Source organism: Micromonospora sp. CA-240977 (assembly GCF_050942285.1).
GTDB lineage: Bacteria > Actinomycetota > Actinomycetes > Mycobacteriales > Micromonosporaceae > Micromonospora.
Genome location: NZ_CP192055.1, coordinates 6,663,133 through 6,682,748 on the forward strand (window position 1 = coordinate 6,663,133; position 19,616 = coordinate 6,682,748).

15 protein-coding genes and 1 pseudogene are annotated in these 19,616 nt (G+C 70.3%); 6 read left to right on the forward strand and 10 right to left on the reverse strand.

The genetic code is table 11. The features are described from left to right. Positions 1-221 precede the first annotated feature (221 nt). Positions 222-626, reverse strand: coding sequence for a cobalamin B12-binding domain-containing protein (locus ACQPWW_RS30240; RefSeq protein ID WP_433127240.1), 405 nt, complete (start codon positions 624-626; stop codon positions 222-224). Positions 627-1,071: 445 nt separating this feature from the next. Here ACQPWW_RS30240 and ACQPWW_RS30245 point away from each other — a divergent pair, with 445 nt between their 5' ends. Beyond that, a complete protein-coding gene (locus ACQPWW_RS30245) occupies positions 1,072-1,779 on the forward strand; it encodes a M23 family metallopeptidase (RefSeq protein WP_355032458.1) in 708 nt (235 codons plus the stop codon). 262 nt (positions 1,780-2,041) lie between these two features. After that, the gene (locus tag ACQPWW_RS30250) at positions 2,042-2,812 is read left to right on the forward strand and encodes a M23 family metallopeptidase (RefSeq protein ID WP_433127242.1); all 771 of its coding nucleotides are present in this window, start codon (positions 2,042-2,044) and stop codon (positions 2,810-2,812) included. A 71-nt stretch (positions 2,813-2,883) separates the two neighbouring features. Here ACQPWW_RS30250 and pcrA read toward each other — a convergent pair whose 3' ends face one another. Beyond that, positions 2,884-5,289 (reverse strand): DNA helicase PcrA, encoded by a 2,406-nt coding sequence (gene pcrA / locus ACQPWW_RS30255; RefSeq protein WP_433127244.1) that lies wholly within the window; start codon positions 5,287-5,289, stop codon positions 2,884-2,886. Between the two features lie 276 nt (positions 5,290-5,565). Here pcrA and ACQPWW_RS30260 point away from each other — a divergent pair, with 276 nt between their 5' ends. Beyond that, complete coding sequence (locus ACQPWW_RS30260; RefSeq protein ID WP_433127245.1) at positions 5,566-5,961, forward strand: chorismate mutase; 396 nt, start codon at positions 5,566-5,568, stop codon at positions 5,959-5,961. Positions 5,962-6,075: 114 nt separating this feature from the next. Here the strand turns inward: ACQPWW_RS30260 and ACQPWW_RS30265 are convergent, their stop codons facing one another. The 7 genes from ACQPWW_RS30265 to ACQPWW_RS30295 form a co-directional block, all read right to left on the reverse strand. Next, positions 6,076-7,089, reverse strand: a complete 1,014-nt coding sequence (locus ACQPWW_RS30265) for an ABC transporter ATP-binding protein (protein WP_357817353.1) — start codon at positions 7,087-7,089, stop codon at positions 6,076-6,078. Next, on the reverse strand, positions 7,082-8,110 hold the full coding sequence (locus ACQPWW_RS30270) for an ABC transporter ATP-binding protein (RefSeq protein ID WP_433134674.1): 1,029 nt from the start codon (positions 8,108-8,110) through the stop codon (positions 7,082-7,084). The genes ACQPWW_RS30265 and ACQPWW_RS30270 overlap by 8 nt, the downstream gene beginning before the upstream one ends. Positions 8,111-8,135: 25 nt before the next feature. Next, positions 8,136-9,104: an ABC transporter permease gene (locus ACQPWW_RS30275; protein WP_433127246.1), complete on the reverse strand. Its 969-nt coding sequence runs from the start codon at positions 9,102-9,104 to the stop codon at positions 8,136-8,138. After that, positions 9,097-10,023, reverse strand: coding sequence for an ABC transporter permease (locus ACQPWW_RS30280; RefSeq protein ID WP_433127248.1), 927 nt, complete (start codon positions 10,021-10,023; stop codon positions 9,097-9,099). The genes ACQPWW_RS30275 and ACQPWW_RS30280 overlap by 8 nt, the downstream gene beginning before the upstream one ends. A gap of 148 nt (positions 10,024-10,171) precedes the next feature. Further along, the gene (locus tag ACQPWW_RS30285; RefSeq protein WP_433127249.1) at positions 10,172-11,809 is read right to left on the reverse strand and encodes a peptide ABC transporter substrate-binding protein; all 1,638 of its coding nucleotides are present in this window, start codon (positions 11,807-11,809) and stop codon (positions 10,172-10,174) included. A 579-nt stretch (positions 11,810-12,388) separates the two neighbouring features. After that, positions 12,389-13,075 carry a response regulator gene (locus ACQPWW_RS30290; RefSeq protein WP_433134676.1) on the reverse strand — a complete coding sequence of 229 codons (687 nt, stop codon included), beginning with the start codon at positions 13,073-13,075 and terminating at the stop codon, positions 12,389-12,391. 2 nt (positions 13,076-13,077) lie between these two features. Continuing rightward, complete coding sequence (locus ACQPWW_RS30295; RefSeq protein WP_433134678.1) at positions 13,078-14,343, reverse strand: PspC domain-containing protein; 1,266 nt, start codon at positions 14,341-14,343, stop codon at positions 13,078-13,080. A 156-nt stretch (positions 14,344-14,499) separates the two neighbouring features. Here ACQPWW_RS30295 and ACQPWW_RS30300 point away from each other — a divergent pair, with 156 nt between their 5' ends. The 3 genes and pseudogenes from ACQPWW_RS30300 to ACQPWW_RS30310 all read left to right on the forward strand — a co-directional run bounded on the left by ACQPWW_RS30300 (position 14,500) and on the right by ACQPWW_RS30310 (position 18,316). After that, positions 14,500-16,305 (forward strand): PspC domain-containing protein, encoded by a 1,806-nt coding sequence (locus ACQPWW_RS30300; RefSeq protein ID WP_433127250.1) that lies wholly within the window; start codon positions 14,500-14,502, stop codon positions 16,303-16,305. Further along, positions 16,302-16,547, forward strand: a pseudogene (locus ACQPWW_RS30305) (hypothetical protein); the annotation flags it as partial. The gene ACQPWW_RS30300 and the pseudogene ACQPWW_RS30305, both read left to right, overlap by 4 nt. A gap of 515 nt (positions 16,548-17,062) precedes the next feature. Continuing rightward, positions 17,063-18,316: a phosphatidylserine decarboxylase gene (locus ACQPWW_RS30310; RefSeq protein WP_433127252.1), complete on the forward strand. Its 1,254-nt coding sequence runs from the start codon at positions 17,063-17,065 to the stop codon at positions 18,314-18,316. A gap of 59 nt (positions 18,317-18,375) precedes the next feature. On the opposite strand, the gene ACQPWW_RS30315 is transcribed toward ACQPWW_RS30310, so the two are convergent. Continuing rightward, positions 18,376-19,314, reverse strand: a complete 939-nt coding sequence (locus ACQPWW_RS30315; protein WP_433134680.1) for a CDP-alcohol phosphatidyltransferase family protein — start codon at positions 19,312-19,314, stop codon at positions 18,376-18,378. Positions 19,315-19,616: the final 302 nt, after the last annotated feature.

Here is a 19,616-nt window from a genome sequence, read left to right on the forward strand (position 1 = left end):
CGTCCGGGCGATGTTGCCCTGGTGGCGTAACCCGGCAGTGGGGGCGTCGTTGAGTCAGATGTCGGAGCGCTGAAAAGCGCGATGACGGGAGACGGCCGATGCCCTGTCGGTCGAGGGGTGGCGGCGGGGCATCGTGCATAGAGGGGCCGGACGTGTGAGGGGTGCGTCCGGCCCCTCCCCCGTGCCCAGATCCGGTCCCGAGGGGACCGACACCACGAGCCTCAGGAAACCGGCTGCGCGACGTTCTGTCGGACCCACTCGACGATCGCCTGAGTGGTGGCGCCCGGCGTGAAGATCTTCGCGACGCCCAGCCTTTCCAGCTCGGGAATGTCGCCGTTCGGAATGATGCCGCCACCGAACACGACGATGTCGCGGGCATCCCGCTCACCGAGCAGTTCCAGCACCCGCCGGAAGAGCGTCATGTGCGCGCCGGAGAGGACGGACAGGCCGACCGCGTCGGCGTCCTCCTGGATGGCGATCTCCACGATCTGCTCGGGGGTCTGGTGCAGGCCGGTGTAGACGACCTCCATCCCCGCGTCCCGCAGTGCGCGCGCGACGACCTTCGCCCCCCGGTCGTGGCCGTCCAGACCGGGCTTGGCGACGACGACCCGAATACGAGAGCTCATCAGCGCACACCTTTCACCGGCTTCACGGCCTTCACCTGAACGAACGGTAACCCGGCGGACCCGGCCCGAAAAATCCGGGCTCCACCGCCCGGCGGGACCACTGCCAGTCGGGAGAGGCCCACCGAGGCGATCCGCACCGCCACAGCGTGGCCCGGCGCCGCCCGCAGTCAAGCCGGACGACTCCGCCGGATCGGTCACGCTCGGCGACGAACGGGCAGCAACAGGGGCACCGTTTGGCGTCACGATGCGTGACAATAATGGACGCAAACGGACAGATCGACACGCCAATTTCGCGGTCTAGCTTGTGACTCGCCTGGTGGTTGGCTAACGTGTCCACGGTTGTCATCAGGTCCATGGACGGGTGACGACGCGGTCAGCGGACGTTCACTGGAGCCTCACTGAACGTCCACCGGCCGCTTCGGAACCCCGACAACGGAGGGTGTGCGTGCGCCAGCGCCTGTCGTCTGAGCCCGATCGATATCGCGGTCGTCGCCGCGTTCCCACCCCACCGCGTAGCCGTTACGCCGCTGTCGTCACCACCGCTTTCGTCGGGGCCGGCATCGTTGCGCTCGGCGCCAGCGCCCTGCCGGACGCCAAGGACGTCAGCCCGACGGTGCTCGACGAGCTCAAGCAGGCGTCGGTCACCAGCCAGGACGTGGCGGCCCGTGCGGACAACGCCGACCGTGCCTCCCGGGACAGCCGCAGCAAGGACAGCGCCGAGCCCGAGGTGTGGCTGCTGCCACTCCAGGGCTACGACTTCAACTCCCCCTACGGGATGCGCTGGGGCAAGATGCACACCGGCGTGGACCTGGTCGCCGGCGAGGGCACGCCCTATGTGGCGATCCACGACGGCCTGGTCACCAAGGCCGGCTGGTTCGGTGGGTACGGCAACGCCGTGATCGTCCAGCACGCCGACGGCAGCGAGGCCATCTACGGCCACTCCTCCGCGGTGAGCGTCAAGGAAGGCCAGCAGATCAAGGCGGGCGACCAGCTCGGCCTGGTCGGCCAGACCGGCCACGCCTACGGCACCCACCTGCACCTTGAGATCCATGTCAAGGGCAAGCCGATCGACCCGGTGCCGTTCCTCCAGGACCGCGGAGTGGACATCAAGCTGCAAGTCGAGGCAATCTACAGCGAGGTAGCCGGTTCCTGACGCTGCGTACCGACCGTTGACCGCCCGGATCTGTCGATCCGGGCGGTTTTTCGTTGGCTCATGTCTGCCAGGTCACAGTCGAGATTGTGAGCGGCGACACCGTATCGCATGATCACTTTTCCGGTCGTAGCGCCGCAGAGCGGGTCATAACCGGCCATGCGAGCCGCCAGCCATCGACCGCCACCCGGTCCCCGTACCGCCCCCGGCTCGGCCTGACACCAGTATTTCGAGGTCAAGTGCCCCTCGACTGTGAAGGTCCGCCGTGCAGGAAGACAGCCCCGTCCAGAACGAGAACACCCCCGACACCGCCCCGACCGAACAGCAGCGGCACCCCCACCGGCGCAACCGCCTCATCGTGCTCGGCGCTGCCGCTCTGGTCGCCCTCGGCCTCGGCGGCGTCGTCGTCGCCACCGCCGGCACCGACCAGCCGGCGCCCGCCGCCGTCTCCCTCGACGCGCAGTCCCGCGACGAGGCCGCCAGCCGGGCCGACCGCTCCGCTCGCGAGTCGAGCACGCCGGTCACCCCCTCGGTCAGCCCCACCCCGAGCCCGTCCGCGACAAGCGCCAGCCCGGCGCCCACGCAGACGGCCGCCGCGAAGGCCAAGCCCAAGCCGAAGAAGACCACAAAGCCCACGCCCGCCTGGGTCGACCCGATGCCGGGAGCAGCTGTCACCTCCTGCTACGGGCAGCGCTGGGGAACCCTGCACGCCGGCATCGACCTGGCGCTGCCCTCCGGTACGCCGATCCGCGCCGCGGCCGCCGGCACCGTGACCCAGGCCGGTGACGCCGCCGACGGGTACGGCAACTCCGTCTTCATCGACCACGGCACCGGGTACCTGACCCACTACGCCCACCAGAGCCGCATCGCGGTCACCGTGGGGCAGGCGGTCAAGGCCGGCCAGATCATCGGCTACGAGGGCGCGACCGGCGACGCCACCGGCCCACACCTGCACTTCGAGGTGCACCAGGGCATGTGGAACCAGATCGACCCGGCTCCGTTCATGCGGGCGCACGGCGTGGACCTGGGCTGCTGAGCCACCGCGACATCCGGACAGGAGTGGCCTCCGTCCCGCCGGAGGCCACTCCTTCCGTCATTCCGGGCCGGTCAGAGTTTGTCGACCGGGGCGTGCCGTAGCACCAGCCACATGGTCTGGTCGCCGAAGTCGATCTGCGCACGGGCGCCCGGGCCGTGCCCCTCGACGGCGAGCACCCGCCCCAGCCCGTACCGCTGGTGGTTGACCCGGTCGCCGGCAGCCACCTTCGGCCCCTGCGGCAGCTCGCTGGCCGTGGTAAGCCGGCTGGCGTCCACACCGAGCCGCTGCGCCAACTGGGCCGCCTTCGGCGTGCCGCCGGTGAAGGTGCCACGCGCGCCGGGCGCGCGGTCCGCACGGCCACCGACGCCGCCGCCCCCGCCAGCCCACGAGGTGTACGACCCCTCGGTGCGCTCCCAGTGCACCAACTCGGTCGGCAGCTCCTCCAGGAACCGCGACGGCGGGTTGTAGGACGGCTGCCCCCAGGCCGAGCGGGTCACCGCCCGGGAGAGGTAGAGCCGCTGTCGGGCGCGGGTGATGCCGACGTACGCCAGCCGGCGCTCCTCCTCCAGCTCGCGGGTGTCGCCCAGCGACCGCAGGTGCGGGAAGACGCCGTCCTCCAGCCCGGTCAGGAACACCACCGGGAACTCCAGCCCCTTGGCGGTGTGCAACGTCATCAGGGTGACCACGCCCTGGTGGTCGGGGTCGTCGGAGGGGATCTGGTCGGCGTCGGCGACGAGCGCCACCTGCTCCAGGAAACCGGCAAGGGTGGCCCGCTCCCCCTCCTCGCCCAGCGCCTCGATCCGCTCGGTGTACTCCCGGGCGACGCTTACCAGCTCCTGGAGGTTGTCCACCCGACCGGCGTCCTGCGGGTCCAGGCTCTCCTCCAGCTCGGTGAGGTAGCCCGAGCGGGTCAGCAGCGCCTCCAGCACCTCCTCCGGGGTGCCGGTCTCGGACAGCTCCCGGGCCCCGTCGAGCAGGGCCACGAAGTCGGCGATGCCGTTTGCCGCCCGGCTGGAGATGCCCGGCGCCTCCCGGGCCCGCCGCAGCGCCGCGCCGAACGAGATCCGGTCCCGGCTGGAGAGCGCCTCGACGCACGCCTCGGCGCGGTCGCCGATGCCCCGGCGGGGGGTGTTGAGGACCCGCCGCAGGCTCACCGTGTCGTCGTCGTTGACCACCGAACGCAGGTACGCCAGCGCGTCGCGGACCTCCTTGCGCTCGTAGAAGCGCACCCCACCGACCACCTTGTAGGGCAGGCCGACGCGGATGAACACCTCTTCGAACACCCGGGACTGGGCGTTGGTGCGGTAGAAGACCGCGACGTCACCGGGTCGGGTCTCGTCGGCGTCGACCAGCCGGTCGATCTCCCGGGCCGCCCAGTCGGCCTCGGCGTGCTCGGTGTCGGCCACGTAACCGACGATCCGCTCACCGGCGCCGGCCTCGCTCCACAGCCGCTTGGGCTTGCGGGAGGTGTTCCGGTCGATCACCGCGTTGGCCGCGTTGAGGATGGTCTGGGTGGAGCGGTAGTTCTGCTCCAGCAGGATCGTCCGGGCGTTTGTGAAGTCCCGTTCGAACTCCAGGATGTTGCGGATCGTCGCACCCCGGAACGCGTAGATCGACTGGTCGGCGTCGCCGACCACGCACAGCTCGGCGGGCTCCAACCCGTCGGTGCCGGACACCAGTTCCTTGATCAGCACGTACTGGGCGTGGTTGGTGTCCTGGTATTCGTCCACAAGCACGTGCCGGAACCGCCGACGGTAGCTCTCGGCGACGTGCGGGTGGGACTGGAGCAGGTGCACCGTCGTCATGATCAGGTCGTCGAAGTCCAGCGCGTGCGCCTCACGCAGCCGGCGCTGGTAGAGCGTGTACGCCTCGGCCAACGCCCGCTCGTTGGGCCCGGTGGCCCGCGCCGCGAACTGCTCCGGGTCGACAAGCTCGTTCTTGAGGTTGGAGACCTGGGCGGCCAGCCCGCGCGCCGGGTAGCGCTTCGGGTCGAGATCGAGCTCGCGGGTGACGAGCTGCATCAGCCGGCGGGAGTCGTCCGCGTCGTAGATCGAGAACGTCGACTTGAGGCCGGCGTGCTCGTGCTCGGCGCGCAGGATCCGGACGCACGCGGAGTGGAACGTCGACACCCACATCAGGCGGGCCCGGGGGCCTACCAACGCGGCGACGCGCTCCTTCATCTCGCCGGCCGCCTTGTTGGTGAAGGTGATCGCGATGATCTCCCCGGGATGGACGTCCCGTGCGGCGAGCAGGTAGGCGATCCGGTGCGTGAGCACCCGGGTCTTGCCGGACCCGGCGCCGGCCACGATCAGCAGCGGCGAGCCGGAGTGGCTGACGGCGTCGCGCTGTGGCCCGTTCAGCCCGGCGAGCAACTGCTGCGGATCGAGGCGCGCGGGGGCCGGCCCGGGTCGGTGCGGGCGGGCCGGCGCGGACTCCGGCGCAGGCGGGGACGCGGGAATGTCGAAGAGAGGATGCATCGCCCGACAAGTCTATGCCGCCGGTCGGACACTCCCCCGCCCGCTGCGGCGAGGCGCAACGAAGGGCCGTTGGATCCTTGCGCTGCCGGCGCAGACGTGGGCATACTCGTCAGCGTGATCGCTGCGCGCTACCGCTTTTACTATGGCACCGGGAGTCCGGCTGCCGTAGGTCGCGCCTGATCGGTTCAGACCTGCAAAAGCCCCGGGCTCCTGGAGTCCGGGGCTTTTTCCGTCCCGGGTTCCGGGCACCGGGCACCACAGTGCGAGAGGTACCCGATGATGACAGACGTGATGGAGCAGAGCGGCGGCCCGATCCGGCCCAAGGCGGAGCAGCCCGTGCCGAATGGGACCGAGCCGGCGGTGTCCGCGACGCCGGCGGTCGACAACGCCGGGCCGGTCGAGGCACGGACCGGCACCGAGGAACCAGCCGCCTCCGCGCGGATCGTGGAGATCAGGGAACGGATCGACGAGATCGACAACGCGATGATCGCCCTCTGGCAGGAGCGGGCCGCGTTGTCCCAGGAGGTCGGGGCGACCCGGATGGCATCCGGCGGAACGCGCCTGGTGCTCTCCCGGGAGAGGAAGATCCTGGAGCGGTTCCGGGCCGCGCTCGGCGCCGACGGCACCCAGTTGGCCCTGCTGCTGCTCCGCGCGGGCCGCGGTCCGCTCTGAGCCGGACGGCTGGCGGTGAGCCTGAGCCGGCACGCGGCCGGCCCGGTCGGGTCACCGACAGACGAAACCGCCTGCCGTCGTCGGTCATGACGTCGGCAGGCGGTTTCGGGTGACTCAGACCTCGTGGGTGGCGACGATCTCGCGCCGCTCCGCGAAGTGGCAGGCGCTCGGGTGGTCCGAGCCCTGTCGGATCTCCAGCAGCGGGACCTGCTCGGCGCAGACGTCCTGCGCCTTCCAGCAGCGGGTCCGGAACCGGCAGCCCGAGGGCGGGCTGATCGGCGACGGCACGTCACCCGTGAGCCGGATGATCGTCTTGTTGTTCCGCTGCGTCGGGTCCGGCACCGGCACCGCCGAGAGCAGAGCCTGGGTGTACGGGTGGGTCGGCCGCTCGTAGATCTCGTCCTCGGTGCCGATCTCGACGACCTTGCCGAGGTACATCACCGCGACCCGGTCCGACAGGTGGCGGACCACTGACAGGTCGTGCGCGATGAAGATGTACGAGAGCCCCAACTCGCCCTGCAACCGCTCCAGCAGGTTCATCACCTGAGCCTGGATGGAGACGTCAAGCGCCGACACCGGCTCGTCGCAGACGATGATCTCGGGCCGCAGCGCGAGCGCGCGGGCGATGCCGATGCGCTGGCGCTGACCGCCGGAGAACTGGTGCGGGTACCTGTTGATGTGCTCCGGGTTGAGCCCGACCACGTCGAGCAGTTCCCTGACCTTGGCCCGGCGGCTGCCCTTCGGCGCCACCTCCGGGTGGATCTCGAACGGCTCACCGAGCAGGTCGCCGACGGTCATCCGGGGGTTGAGCGAGGTGTACGGGTCCTGCATGACCAGCTGGATCTGCCGGCGGAGGCGTCGCAGCGCCCCACCGGACAGCTTCGAGGTGTCCTGGCCCTTGTAGACCACGCTGCCGGCGGTCGGCTTCTCCAGGTTCATCAGCACCCGGGCGAGGGTCGACTTGCCGCAGCCGGACTCGCCGACCACGCCGAGCGTCTCACCGGCACGCAGACCGAACGAGACGCCGTCCACCGCCTTGACCTGACCGACGGTCTTCTTGAACACCACGCCCTGCGTGACGGGGTAGTGCTTGACCAGGTCACGGACCTCGAGGATGTTCTCAGACACGGTTCACCAGCTCCTCGGCGAAGTGGCAGGCGCTGGCCCGGGCGGGACCCACCTGCAGCAGCGGCGGGACCTTCTCCCGGCACACCGGCTGAGCCATGGGGCAGCGCGGGTTGAACGGGCAGCCCGGCGGGATGTTCATCAGGTTCGGCGGGAGGCCCTTGATCGTCCGGAGCTGCTGCCCCTTCTCGTCCAGGCGCGGGATCGAGTCGATGAGGCCCAACGTGTACGGGTGCGCCGGCTTGGCGTACAGGTCGTACACGTCGGCTTCCTCGACGATCCGGCCCGCGTACATGACAGCGATCCGGTCCGCGACGTCGGCGACCACGCCGAGGTCGTGGGTGATCAGGATCATGCCCATCTGCCGCTCGCGCTGGAGCTCGGCGAGCAGGTCCATGATCTGCGCCTGCACTGTCACGTCGAGCGCGGTGGTCGGCTCGTCCGCGATCAGCACCTCCGGGTCGAGCGCCAGCGACATCGCGATCATCGCGCGCTGCCGCATACCACCGGAGAACTGGTGCGGGTAGTTGTTGAACCGGCCCTTGGCGTTTGGGATCTTGACCTGGTCGAGCATGTCGATAGCGCGCTTCTTGGCCTCGGCGCGGCCCATGCCCCGCCGGACCCGGAACTGCTCGGCGATCTGGAACCCGACGGTGAAGACGGGGTTCAGCGCGGAGAGCGCGTCCTGGAAGATCATCGCGATGCCCTCGCCGCGGATGCGGCGACGCTCCTCGGCGGACATGGTGAGCATGTCCTTGCCGTGGAAGCGAACCTGACCGCCGGTGACGAAGCCGGGCGGCGTGTCGAGGATGCCCATGATCGTCTGCGCGGTGACGCTCTTGCCGGAGCCGGACTCGCCGAGCACGGCGAGGGTCTCCCCCGCGTCGACGTGGTACGTGACCCCGTTGATGACCTTTGCGACGCCGTCCCGGGTGCGGAACTCCACCCGCAGGTCGTCGACCTCGAGCAGCCGACCAGAGGGACGTCCGGACCCGCCGGATCCCGGCGCGGACTGCTCGGACACGAGAATGTCGGACACTGGATCTCCCCTAGCGGAGTTTCGGATCGAGGGCCTCGCGGACCGCCTCACCGAGCATCACGAAGCTCAGCACTGCGGTGACGAGGAACGCGGCGGGGAAGAAGACCAGCCCTGGCGCGACCCGGATGAAATCCTTACCGTCGCTGATCATGATGCCCCAGGACACCACCGGCGACTTCAGGCCGACGCCCAGGAACGACAGGGTGGCCTCGGCGCCGATGAACGAGCCGACCATGATCGTGCCGTAGACCAGCAGCGGGGCCAGGCAGTTCGGCAGCAGGTGCTTGAGGATGATCCGGCCGGTGCCGGCACCCAGCGCGCGGGCCGCGACGATGTAGTCGGCCTCCTTGGTGGACAGCACCGAGGAGCGCATCAACCGCATCACGACCGGCCAGCTCAGCACGACCAGCGAAGCGATCACCAGGCCCATGATCTCGGCCTTGCTGTTGCCGGAGCCCGAGCCGTTGAACGTGGTCAGGATGACGATCGCGCCGAGCACGAACGGCAGGCCGAAGAAGACGTCGGCGATCCGGCTCAGCAGACCGTCCACCCAGCCACCCCGGTAGCCGGAGATGATGCCCATCGCTCCGCCGAGGAGCAGGGTGCCGGTCACGGAGAGCAGAGCGACGATGACGGACGCCCGCGCGCCGTAGATGACCCGGGCGTAGACGTCTCGGCCCTGCACGTCGTAGCCGAACCACCCATCGGCGGACGGCTTGTTGAGGCTGCGGGACAGCGATCCGTTGACGGCGTCGCCCGGAGCGAACAGCGCCGGGAAGGCCGCCATCAACAGGAAGATCACGATCAGCGTGGCCGAGATCCAGAACAACGGCTTACGTCGAAGGTCGCGCCAGGCGTCACCGAGCAGGCCGCGGGGCTTCTCGTTGCTCTGCGGCTGGCCCGCGGTGGCGGGGGCGGCGGAGTCGGTCGGGTGCGCGCCAGGGGTGCTGACGATCGATGCGGTACTCGGGTCACTCATAGCGGATCCTCGGGTCCAGGGCGGCGTAGAGCAGGTCAACCAGCAGGTTCATCACGAGATAGACCAGCACGAGGACGACCACGATCCCTACCACGGTAGCGCTCTCTTTGGTGACGATCGCGCGGTAGACCGCGCGGCCGATACCGTTGATGCCGAAGATCCCCTCGGTGACGATCGCACCGCCCATCAGGGCGCCGAGGTCGGTGCCGAGCAGGGTGACCACCGGGATCAGCGAGTTGCGCAGCAGGTGCACGCCCACGACCCGCCGCATGGGCAGGCCCTTGGCGATGGCGGTGCGCACGTAGTCGGCACGGCGGTTCTCCGCGATGCTCGTTCGCGCCACCCGGGCGATGTACGCCACCGACGCGCTGCCGAGCACGAAGCCCGGGACGATCAGCTCGGAGATCCGCATCTCGGAGGAGACGGTCGGCTCGACGATGTGCCACTGCACGCCCAGCAGCCACTGGAGCACGAAGCCGACAACGAAGACCGGCAGCGCGATCAGGAAGAGCGTGGAGACCAGGACGAGGTTGTCCAGGAAGCCGTTGCGCCGCAGACCGGTCAGCACACCGGCGCCGAGGCCGATCACGGCCTCGATGACGAGCGCCACCAGCGCCAGCTTCAGCGTGTTGGGGTACGCCGTCGCGATGATGTCACTGATCTCACGCTGCGAGAACGTCTGACCGAAGTCACCCTGGAGCAGGTTCTTCATGTAGTTGCCGTACTGCACAACCACGTTCTGGTCCAGGTGGTACTTCTCGGTCATGAAGGCGATGTACTGGTCCGGGCAGCGGCGCTCACCGCACTTGCCGGCGAACGGATCGCCGGGGACGGCCCAGACGAGCCAGTAGATCAGGAACGTCGTACCGATGAAGACCGGCACGAGTTGGAGCAGCCGTCTCAACAGATAACGGCCCATGGGGTGGTCCTCCAGACAGGGGGCGCGTCGGACGGCCGACACGGTGGTGACAACGTGCGAGTGAAGTGTTGTAACACCCAATCGCGGAACGGCCCCGGGTCGGGCTCACCGGATGTGGCGAGCCCGACCCGGGGTCAGACCGTTCGGATCAGAGCTCGACCGAGGTGATGTCGAGTTCGCCGACGTTGTTCAGCTCGAGCTTCTTGATCTTCTCCGAGTGGCCGGACTGCTGGCCGTAGAAGTAGATCGGGATGCTCGGGACGTCCTGGTCGACCTTCTCGACGGCCTTGGAGAACGCCTCGTGCGAGGCCTCCAGGCTCGGCGCGGCGCTGGCCTGCTTGGCCAGGGCGTCGACCTCGGGGTTGCTGTACAGACCGTCGTTCGAGGAGCCACCCGTGACGTAGAGCGGGTTGATCCAGTTCTCGACGTCCGGGTAGTCCTGCTGCCAGGCAGCGCGGTACGGGCCCTTCATCGAGTGGGCGTTGACGTTCTGGCGGAAGACCGCGAAGGTCGGCACGCCCTCGGCCCGAGCGTTGATGTTGAGGTTGGTCTTGATCTGCTGCGCAACGGCGTCCATCCAGTCCTTGTGGCTGGAGTCCGAGTTGTAGTAGAAGACCATCTCGCCGGAGAAGCCACCGGCCTCGGCCAGCAGCGTCTTGGCCGTGGCGGGGTCGAACTTGCAGGCGGTGCAGTTGCCCGGCTTGGCGCCCGGGGTCAGCGGGTTCGCCCAGCTGTCGGCCGGCTTGCGGGTACCGAAGAAGATCTTGTCCGAGATCTCCTGCCGGTTGATCGACAGCGACACGGCGCGACGCAGCTTCGCGTTCTGGAAGCGCTTGTCGTAGATCGGGAACGCGATCAGCGCGGTCGTCGGGGTGACGGTCGAGCGGCCCCGCTCACCGAGGTCGGTCTTCCACTTGTCACCGGCGAGCGCCGAGGTGGGCAGCGACTCCAGGAAGTCCAGGTTGTTGGAGAGCACGTCGGCGTAGGCGGCCGTCTCGTCCTGGTACAGCTTGACGTCGACGTCCTTGATCTTCATCTTGTCGCGCAGGCTGTAGTCGTCGAAGCGCGTCAGCTTGATGAGGACGTTGTCATCCCACGACACGAACTTCACCGGGCCGTTGCCGATCGGCTTCTTGCCGAACTCCTCGGGCTTCATGGTGAAGAAGGCGTCCGGCAGCGGCATGAAGGCGCTGTAGCCGAGCTTGGTCGGGAAGACCGCGGTCGGCGCCGACAGGGTGACCTCGAAGGTCTGCTCGTCGATGACCTTCAGGCCGGACAGCTTCTCAGCCGTCGGGGCCGGGGCCTTCTTCGGGCCCTCCGCACCATCCGGGTCACTGGTGTAGGTCTGGTCGAAGCCCTGGATGTCAGAGAAGAAGCTGCCGTTCTGCGCGCCGTTCGGCGAGTAGGCGGCCCAGTTCCAGGCGTCGACGAAGTTCTTCGACTTCACCTCGGTACCGTCGTGGAACTTGGTACCCTTCTTGATCTTGATCGTGAAGACCTTGGAGTCCGTGGTGTTGATGGACTCCGCCAGCGCGTTGCGCGGGGCGCCACCGTCATTCGGGTACTCGACCAGGCCGGTCCACAACCAGTCGACGACCTTGCCGCCACCGGTCTCCGTGGTGTTCGACGGGACCAGCGGGTTCTCCGGCTGGACACCGTGGATGACAATCGCGCCGTCGCCGCTGGCGGCGGTCTCGCCGTCGCCACCGCTCGAGCAACCGGTCGCGACAAGCGCGACAGCCGCGCTGAGCGCGATCGCGCTCGTCGCCCGCTTCGAGACTCTCATTCCGAGGGGCCTCCTCTTTCTAACCAGGTTCCGTCGTGGGTTTCACGCACGTTTGGGGGTGACACCGCCCGACCACCCCGGGGCGCGGGTCGCCGGGACCACAGGGAAGTTGGGGACACCCCTGATGTTCCGATCCGCCGGGCTCCCCGCCAACGAGGCGCGACACGACGCAGGAGGCACGGCCACGAACCGTCGCGACGGACGGGGACATGGTCATGGGCCGTACGGAGTGCCACACACCGATGGTGAGGTGCTGCCACTGTGACACCAACTGGCCTCTTCCGTGAAGGTGCCGTTATCAAGCCGTTAGTTGCCCGCCACGTTGCCGATACTTGAAAAATGATCATAAAACGGTCGGCACGGGCAGCACTGAGCAGGAAATACGTTGCGCCGCCCGTAGAACCGCTCCCCGCCCGCGCTCAGGCCCCGGGCGCACCTCTGCCCGTTAGGACGTCCAACACCGCCCGCATTTCGACCCATCCGGACAGGTCGACTACGGCTGCACGGGCACGATCACCGACTGGGTGGACGAGGGCGCGGAGATCGTTTGTCTGATCCTCGGTCACGGCGACCCGCGGGTCACACCAGCCGGCGGTCCGCCGCCCAGCGGGAGAGTTCGTAGCGGTTGGACATCTGCAGCTTGCGGAGCACGTTCGACACGTGCGTCTCCACAGTCTTAATGGAGATGAACAGTTCCTTGGCGATCTCCTTGTACGCGTACCCCCGGGCCAACAGCCGCAGCACCTCCCGCTCACGGTTGGTGAGCTGGTCCAGCTCGGGGTCGGCCACCGGGGCATCCGGTCGGGCCGCGAAGGCGTCCAGCACGAACCCGGCCAGCCGTGGGCTGAACACCGCGTCCCCGTCCGCCACCCGGCGGATCGCCGCGGCCAGCTCGTCCGGGGAGATGGTCTTTGTCACGTACCCCCGCGCACCGGCACGGATCAACCCGATCACGTCCTCCGCCGCGTCGGAGACGCTCAGCGCCAGGAACTTGACCTGCGGGTGGGTGCGGCGCATCGCCTCCAGCACCGCGCGTCCGCCGCCGTCGGGCATGTGCACGTCGAGCAGCACCACGTCCGGGCCGATCGCCGCGATCCGGGTGACCGCCTCGGCCACCGTGCTCGCCTCGCCCACCACCTCGACGTGTACGCCCAACTCCGCGCGCACCCCGGCCCGGAACATGGCGTGGTCGTCCACCAGGAACACCCGGAGCCGCTCGGGGCGGGCATCCGCCGGGTCGAGGTGCTCGGTCGACTGCTCGGCCATGGTCATCTGTTCCTCTCCGCTGCGGACGAGTCCCGGGAGATCGGCAGGTTCAACCGGACCTCGGTCCCCTCCCCCGGGCCGGACCGGATCTCGGCCCGTCCGCCGTGCCGCTTCATCCGCCCGATGATCGAGCCGCTCACGCCGTGCCGGTGGTCCTCCACGGTATCCGGGTCGAAGCCCTTGCCCCGGTCCCGGATGAAGACACTTACCTGATCCGGCTCCACCTCGGCGTAGAGCGACACCGTCTGGACGCCGGCGTGCCGGGCCGCGTTCACCAGCGCCTCCCGCGCGGCCGCGACCAGCGCACCGACCTTCTCGTCGGTCTCCCGGTCCCCCACCACGACCGCCTCCACGGTGATCGCGTAGGTGTCCTCGACCTCTGCGGCTGCCTGCTCCAGCGCGGCGGCGAAGCGCTCGCTCGGCGACGCGGTCGGCTTGTACAGCCAGTTGCGCAGGGAACGCTCCTGCCCTCTGGCCAGCCGCTGCACCGTCTTGACGTCACCGGCGTTGCGCTGGATCAGGGCCAGCGTGTGCAACACCTGATCGTGCACCATGGCGGCCAACTCGGCCCGCTCCTGCTCACGGATGCGCCCCTCGCGCTCCGAGCGGAGCTGGCTGTACGTCCGCCAGAGCACGGGCGCGGCGACCACGCCGACCCCCGCCAGCCCGACCAGCGCGAAGATCACGCCGTTGATCACCGCGTCGAAGTTCTGCGCCGGCGAGTAGACCGCCGCGACGCCGATGATGCCGACCGCGACAAGCACCCCGCCGCCGATGAACCGGAGCACGAACGCCCGCCGGTCACTCTCCTCGACGACCGCGCCGAGCCAGGGCACCGGCATCGCGTTGCCCCACTGCCGCCGCCGTTCGGGTGCGGACTGGTGCCAGATGACCCCGGCGCCGACCGCGATGATGGCCACCAGCCATCCGGCGGTGCCGGCCGCGCCGACCGAGTCGAAGACCATCACCTGGATCAACAGGACACCGAGCCCGATCCCCACGAACGGCAGGAGCTGGGCGACGTCGCGCCGGGGCGGCACCGCGGTGTCACCGGGCCGCAGCGGCACCACCGCCCAGAAGGCCGCGTAGAGCAGCAGGCCGAGCCCGCTCAGGCCGAGCAGCACCATGAACGCGACGCGCACCCGCAGCACCGAGATGCCGAGATGATCGGCGATACCGGCGGCGACGCCGGCGGCCATCCGGTGCTCGGGTGCGCGATAGAGGCGCGGGGGCGGAATCACGGTGCTGATCGGAGGCTCCCTGGTCAGGTGGCGGCTCTGGTGGAAGTCGGTGATCTGATCGTCACACGCTGCGGCGTCCACGACCACGGGGACGCCCCCGACATTCCGACCCCCCGGATCTCAGGGTGGGGTCAGGGTCGGGTCCTGAGGTCGCTCGGGTTCAGCTGGCAGCAGGATCGAAGCATGACCGAGGAGACTGCCCCGCCACCCCGACCAGGGTCGGCACAGCCGGGTGGTTCAGCACCGCCCCCACCAGCCGCGATGCCCGCCGGGTGGAGCGAGCCCCACATGTTCGGGCCGCCCGCCGGCTCCGGCCCGGACATCGGCAGCACCGCCGATCCGGCCGGCGGCTACCCGCCGCCCACCGGCGGCCACGGGCCGGGGTTCGCGGCCGGCGCCGGCTACGGGGCCGCTGGCACGCCACCCGGGCCGGGCGGTCCGGGCCCGTCCGCGCCGCCGTTCGCCGGCACCGGTTTCACCTCGCGGTACGGGTTGGTCCGACCGCGCGAGGGGCGGTACCTGGCCGGCGTCTGCGCGGCGATCGGGCGAGCCACAAACACCGACCCGGTGCTCTGGCGGGTGCTGCTCGCGGTGCTCGGGTTCTTCGGTGGCATCGGCATCCTGGTGTACGTCGCCGCCTGGTTGATCATTCCGAACGAGGGCGACACCGCGTCCCCGATCGAGTCCATGCTCGGGCGCGGCCGCTCCAGCATGTCGCCGGTGACCGTCATCATCCTGGGCATCCTGGTCGCGGCCAGTTTCGCCTACATCGTCACCGACGCCTTCCGCGCGGTGCTGCTCGGCGCGGCCATCCTGGTCGCCGGCGCGCTGCTGCTCAACCGGGACAGCCGCAACCCACAGCCCGGCGCACCGGCCGGGCCGGCACCGTCCGGCAACCCGCCCGGCCCGGTTCCACCGGTGACCTGGCCCGCGCCGTCGTACGGCATGGCGCCGCCAACCGGCCCACCGGCGACGGCACCGATGGCCGGCGGCGCTCCGGCGTACGCCACCGCGACCGCAGGAGGACCGCCCACCATGACCACCCCGGCGTACGACGGGTCGCCAGCCGGCGTCCCGCAGTCGGCAGCCTTGGCGCAGCCGGTCCCCGGAACGGGCCCGGTGTCCGCGCAACCGGCTGAGCCGACGACTGTCGGAGCCGGCTGGCCGGCGCCCGCCACGGGCTGGCCGGGCGCCAACCCGCCCACCGCCGGGTGGCCGTCGGCACCGGTGACCGGCGCACCCACCGCCCCGTCCGGCTATCCGACCGCCGCCCCGGCGTCCGGATACCGCCCCCCGTTCGCGCCGCACGGCCCGTACGCCTCGCCACCCCCGGCCCCGTCCCGCCCGGCGAAGCCACCGAAGCCGCCGAAGCGCCCCAAGGAGCGTTCTCCGCTCGGCGCGGTGACCTTCTCCCTGATCTTCCTGGTCCTCGGTCTGGTCGCCCTGCTCGACCTGCTCGACGTCTTCGCCATCAGCGCCTCGGCGTACTTCGCGGCCGCGCTGGCCACGATCGGGCTGGGGCTGCTGGTCGGCACCTGGTTCGGGCGGGCCCGCTGGCTCATCGCGCTCGGTCTGGTGACCGCGGCGGCGCTGGGCACGGCGACGGTCGCCGAGTCCTACGACCGGATTCGCGGGGTCGACGGCGCGGTGACCTGGGCGCCGACCGACTACCGCGATCTGGCCGACCGGTACGAGAACAGCTTCGGTGACGCCGTACTCGACCTGCGCGGGATCGACTTCGCGAAACGGGACAGCCAGGTGACCGTTGCGATCAATTTCGGCAAGGCGACAGTGGTCGTCCCGCCGAACGTGGACGTCACCACGGTGGCCGACGTCAACGCCGGCGACGCGACCATCTTCGGCACCCACTCCGGCGGGCTGGACGGCCGCCAGCAGGAGTCCACCGACCTCGGCGCCGACGGTGCCGGCGGCGGGACGCTGCGCCTGTACATCCATGTCAACGCTGGCAACCTGGAGGTGACCCGGTGAAGGCTCACCGCACGGATCTGGTGTCGTTCGCCTTCGGGCTCGTGTTCCTGGCGCTGTCGGCCTGGTGGCTGCTCGCCCAACTGCTCGGGTTCGCGCTGCCGGCGGTCGGGTGGTTCCTGGCCAGCGCGCTCATCCTGATCGGGATCTTCGGGCTGGTCGGCGCGCTGCGCTCGGGTCGGTCGGGCCAGCCGGAGCAGACCGCCGAGGTCGCTGCCACAGTGGCCGCCGCGCCCGTCTCCGGCGCGTCCGCTCCGGTCTCCGGCGTGCCGACCTCCGGCGCGGCCCTGCCGGTCTGGGAGGCCGAACGTTCCACCTGGGACGCTCCCTCGCCGGAAGCGACAGCGGAGACGGCGACCACCACGGTACGAGCACCGGAGGCGCCGCCCACCGACGTCATCCACCCGGCCTGGCTGGCTCACGCGCCAGCGGAGCCGCAGACCGCCCCGATCCCCGGCCAGTCCGACGAGCCGACCCTCCCACTCGCCGGGCGAGAGCCGGACGGGGACGAGCCGACCCGGCCCGAGCGGCTGGCCGAGGCGGTCTCCGACCAGCCGGGCGACGAGCGGGAGGGTCGACGGGGAGAGGCCTGACCTCGGGCGCGGCCCGGCCTCGGCCTGCTCCACCACCACGGCGGTGCCGTTGGCGCGGACGGACGCATATGCTGGCCGGTGGAGATCTCGCCTCCGCCGGCCGGCCCGTCCCGCCATGGCGGCCCCGCCGCGATTCCCGTCTCTACCCCGTCAGGAGCCCGCCCGACATGACCCAGTCCCCCGCCGTGCGTACGACCGGCCGGTCCGGTCCGGTCCGCATCGGCGAGCGAGCCGCCCGCACGCTCGTCACCGAGCTGGCCCGGATCAACGATCCCAAGGTCGCCCTGCTGGTCGGGGTGGGCCCGGAGTCCGCGGTGCTGGCCGCGGCGATCGAGGCGCTGCTCCCCGGTGACCGGCTCACCGTGGTGCCCGCCGAGCCGTTCGGCGCTGCCGCGCTCCGCGAGCACGTCAACGCCCAGGGCCGCTGGGTCGCCGACCGGGTGGGGGTCGTCGACTCCCTGGTCGAGGCCGAGGCCGCCGGTGTCGTCATCGCCGGCGAGGTGTTCAGCGGCACCGCCGAGGAGACCCGCGGTGGCATCGAGGGCCTGACCAAGTACCTGACCGACGGTGCGGTGCTGAGCGTGGCGACCACCGCCACGCCCGGCCGGACCACGGGGGCCGCCGCCGAGTTGGCCCGCCAGGACGCCCTCTACGGTGTCGGCGCCGACCTGGTGCTGCGCAACTCGCCACCGGTACGGATCTACCGACTGCGCTTCACCCCGGCGAGCCCTGCCGCAGCCGACCGGCTCGCCCCCGCGCACCGGCCGTCCAGCGTGCCGCTGACCCGCGGCATGCACATCGACTCCAACGGCGTGGCCGCTGCCGGCATCACGCTGGGCCTCGCGGCGCTGGCCCGGGTGGCCCGCCCGTCGTCGAAGCTCTGGTTGCTGCCGGCGCTGGCCGCCGGGCCGGTCGCCGCGTTCTTCCGGGACCCGGAGCGCGACGTGCCGGAAGACCCGACCGCGGTGGTCGCCAGCGCGGACGGGAAGGTCCTGTCGGTGCAGCGACTGCACGACGAGCGTTTCGGCGACGGCGAGTGGCTGCGGGTGGCGGTCTTCCTGTCGGTGCTGGACGTGCACGTCAACCGTGCCCCGGTCGCGGGCAAGGTGGTGGACTACTTCGTCGCCGATGGCGGCTTCGTCAACGCGATGAAGCCGGACGCCGAGCACAACGTCGCGGCGTACACCGTGCTGGACACCGCTCGTGGCACGGTGGTGGTCGCGCAGCGCACCGGGCTGATCGCCCGTCGGATCGTGCAGCGCGCGCCGATCGGCGCACTGCTCGCCAAGGGTGAGCGCTTCGGGCTGATCCGGTTCGGCTCACGGACCGACGTCTACCTCCCGGCCGACGCTGCGGACCCGCTGGTCGGGCCGGGCGACAAGGTCGTGGGCGGGTCCACTGTCATCGCCCGCTGGCGCTGACCGACGAACGTGAGAAGGGGGCGCCGCTGACCGCGGCGCCCCCTTCTTCCGGTTGGAGATCAGGCGGTGTGACGCTGCCGTAGCCAGAGCACCGGCCCGCTGACCAGGTAGCCCACCACGATCAGCGCGAACGTGAGCCGGATGTCGACGAGCGCGCCGATCACCGGGGCCAGCCACAGCCACGGCGGCAGCTTCACCAGGCGGGCGAGCTTGGCGTACGGGAAGCTCGACACCATCGCGAAGGCGAGCAGCGCGACCCCCGCGACCAGCACAGCACCGGGCACGGGCAGGCCGATCGCCACAGTGACGGCGAGCACCGCTGCCGCCATCGTGGTGGGCACGCCGCAGAAGAACCGGCCGTCCTTCGGTGAGACGTTGAAGCGGGCCAGTCGAATCGCGGCGCACGCCGCGACGAGGGCGCACGCCACCGCCGCCGCAGCAGTGGAGACGGAGCCGGCGAGTGAGGCGTAGACCACCACCGGAGCGGCGAGGCCGAACGAGCACATGTCGGCAAGGGAGTCCATCTGCGCGCCGAACGGGCTTGCCACGCCCAGCCGACGGGCCAGCGCGCCGTCCAGGCCGTCGAAGACGACGCAGGCGATCAGGCAGAGCGCGGCGATCTGTACCTCACCCCGCATGGCCAGGAAGATGGCGAGCATGCCGAGCATCAGGCTGGCCAGCGTGCAGGCGTTGACCAGACCGAACTTCATCCGGCGGGCGACGGTGCGGTCGCCGGGGAGCAGCGGGATCGACCGCGACGAAGCCTCGTCGACGTGTGCCAGGGGCGGCATCGCCGGACTGACCGGCATGATCGCCTCGATCTCGGCTCGACCGACGCCCGGCGCCGGACGGCTGAGCCGGTCCAGGCCGTAGCGACGGCGCTGCCGGTCGGCGTACCGGTGCTCGGTCGGGGTCAGGTCGGTCGCGTGCAGGTCACCGTCACGGCGACCAACCCGGACCAACAGCACCTGGCGGGCGAATGTGCTGCTGCGGCGCAACCGGCCCGCCCAGCGACGCCCTGCGGGGCGCGGACTGTCAGTAGTACGACGCCGGCGCCATGGGGCTCTCGGCACGTTTCCTCCATCACCGGATCGGCTGCCCGCCGCGGGGCGGGTTTCCGGCTGTCTCGTGCCGGACCGTGCGTGGCCCGGCAGCCGTTTTGCGCGGAGTACACCATCGCATAGGGGGACATGGCTTGGCGATAGCTGCCGGCGGTACTTATATCTGGGCTAAACCGCTCGAACCGCTCGCTTATTCCCATCTCGGGCTTCACCGCCCGTTTCCTCCATCATTCCCGTCT

What these genes read in the sequence shown, in the direction of transcription:
- ACQPWW_RS30240 (WP_433127240.1), bottom strand. Translation starts at nt 626, where the DNA reads ATGAGCTCTCGTATTCGGGTCGTCGTCGCCAAGCCCGGTCTGGACGGC.
- pcrA (WP_433127244.1), bottom strand. Translation starts at nt 5,289, where the DNA reads ATGCATCCTCTCTTCGACATTCCCGCGTCCCCGCCTGCGCCGGAGTCC.
- ACQPWW_RS30260 (WP_433127245.1), top strand. Translation starts at nt 5,566, where the DNA reads ATGATGACAGACGTGATGGAGCAGAGCGGCGGCCCGATCCGGCCCAAG.
- ACQPWW_RS30275 (WP_433127246.1), bottom strand. Translation starts at nt 9,104, where the DNA reads ATGAGTGACCCGAGTACCGCATCGATCGTCAGCACCCCTGGCGCGCAC.
- ACQPWW_RS30280 (WP_433127248.1), bottom strand. Translation starts at nt 10,023, where the DNA reads ATGGGCCGTTATCTGTTGAGACGGCTGCTCCAACTCGTGCCGGTCTTC.
- ACQPWW_RS30285 (WP_433127249.1), bottom strand. Translation starts at nt 11,809, where the DNA reads ATGAGAGTCTCGAAGCGGGCGACGAGCGCGATCGCGCTCAGCGCGGCT.
- ACQPWW_RS30290 (WP_433134676.1), bottom strand. Translation starts at nt 13,075, where the DNA reads ATGGCCGAGCAGTCGACCGAGCACCTCGACCCGGCGGATGCCCGCCCC.
- ACQPWW_RS30300 (WP_433127250.1), top strand. Translation starts at nt 14,500, where the DNA reads ATGACCGAGGAGACTGCCCCGCCACCCCGACCAGGGTCGGCACAGCCG.
- ACQPWW_RS30310 (WP_433127252.1), top strand. Translation starts at nt 17,063, where the DNA reads ATGACCCAGTCCCCCGCCGTGCGTACGACCGGCCGGTCCGGTCCGGTC.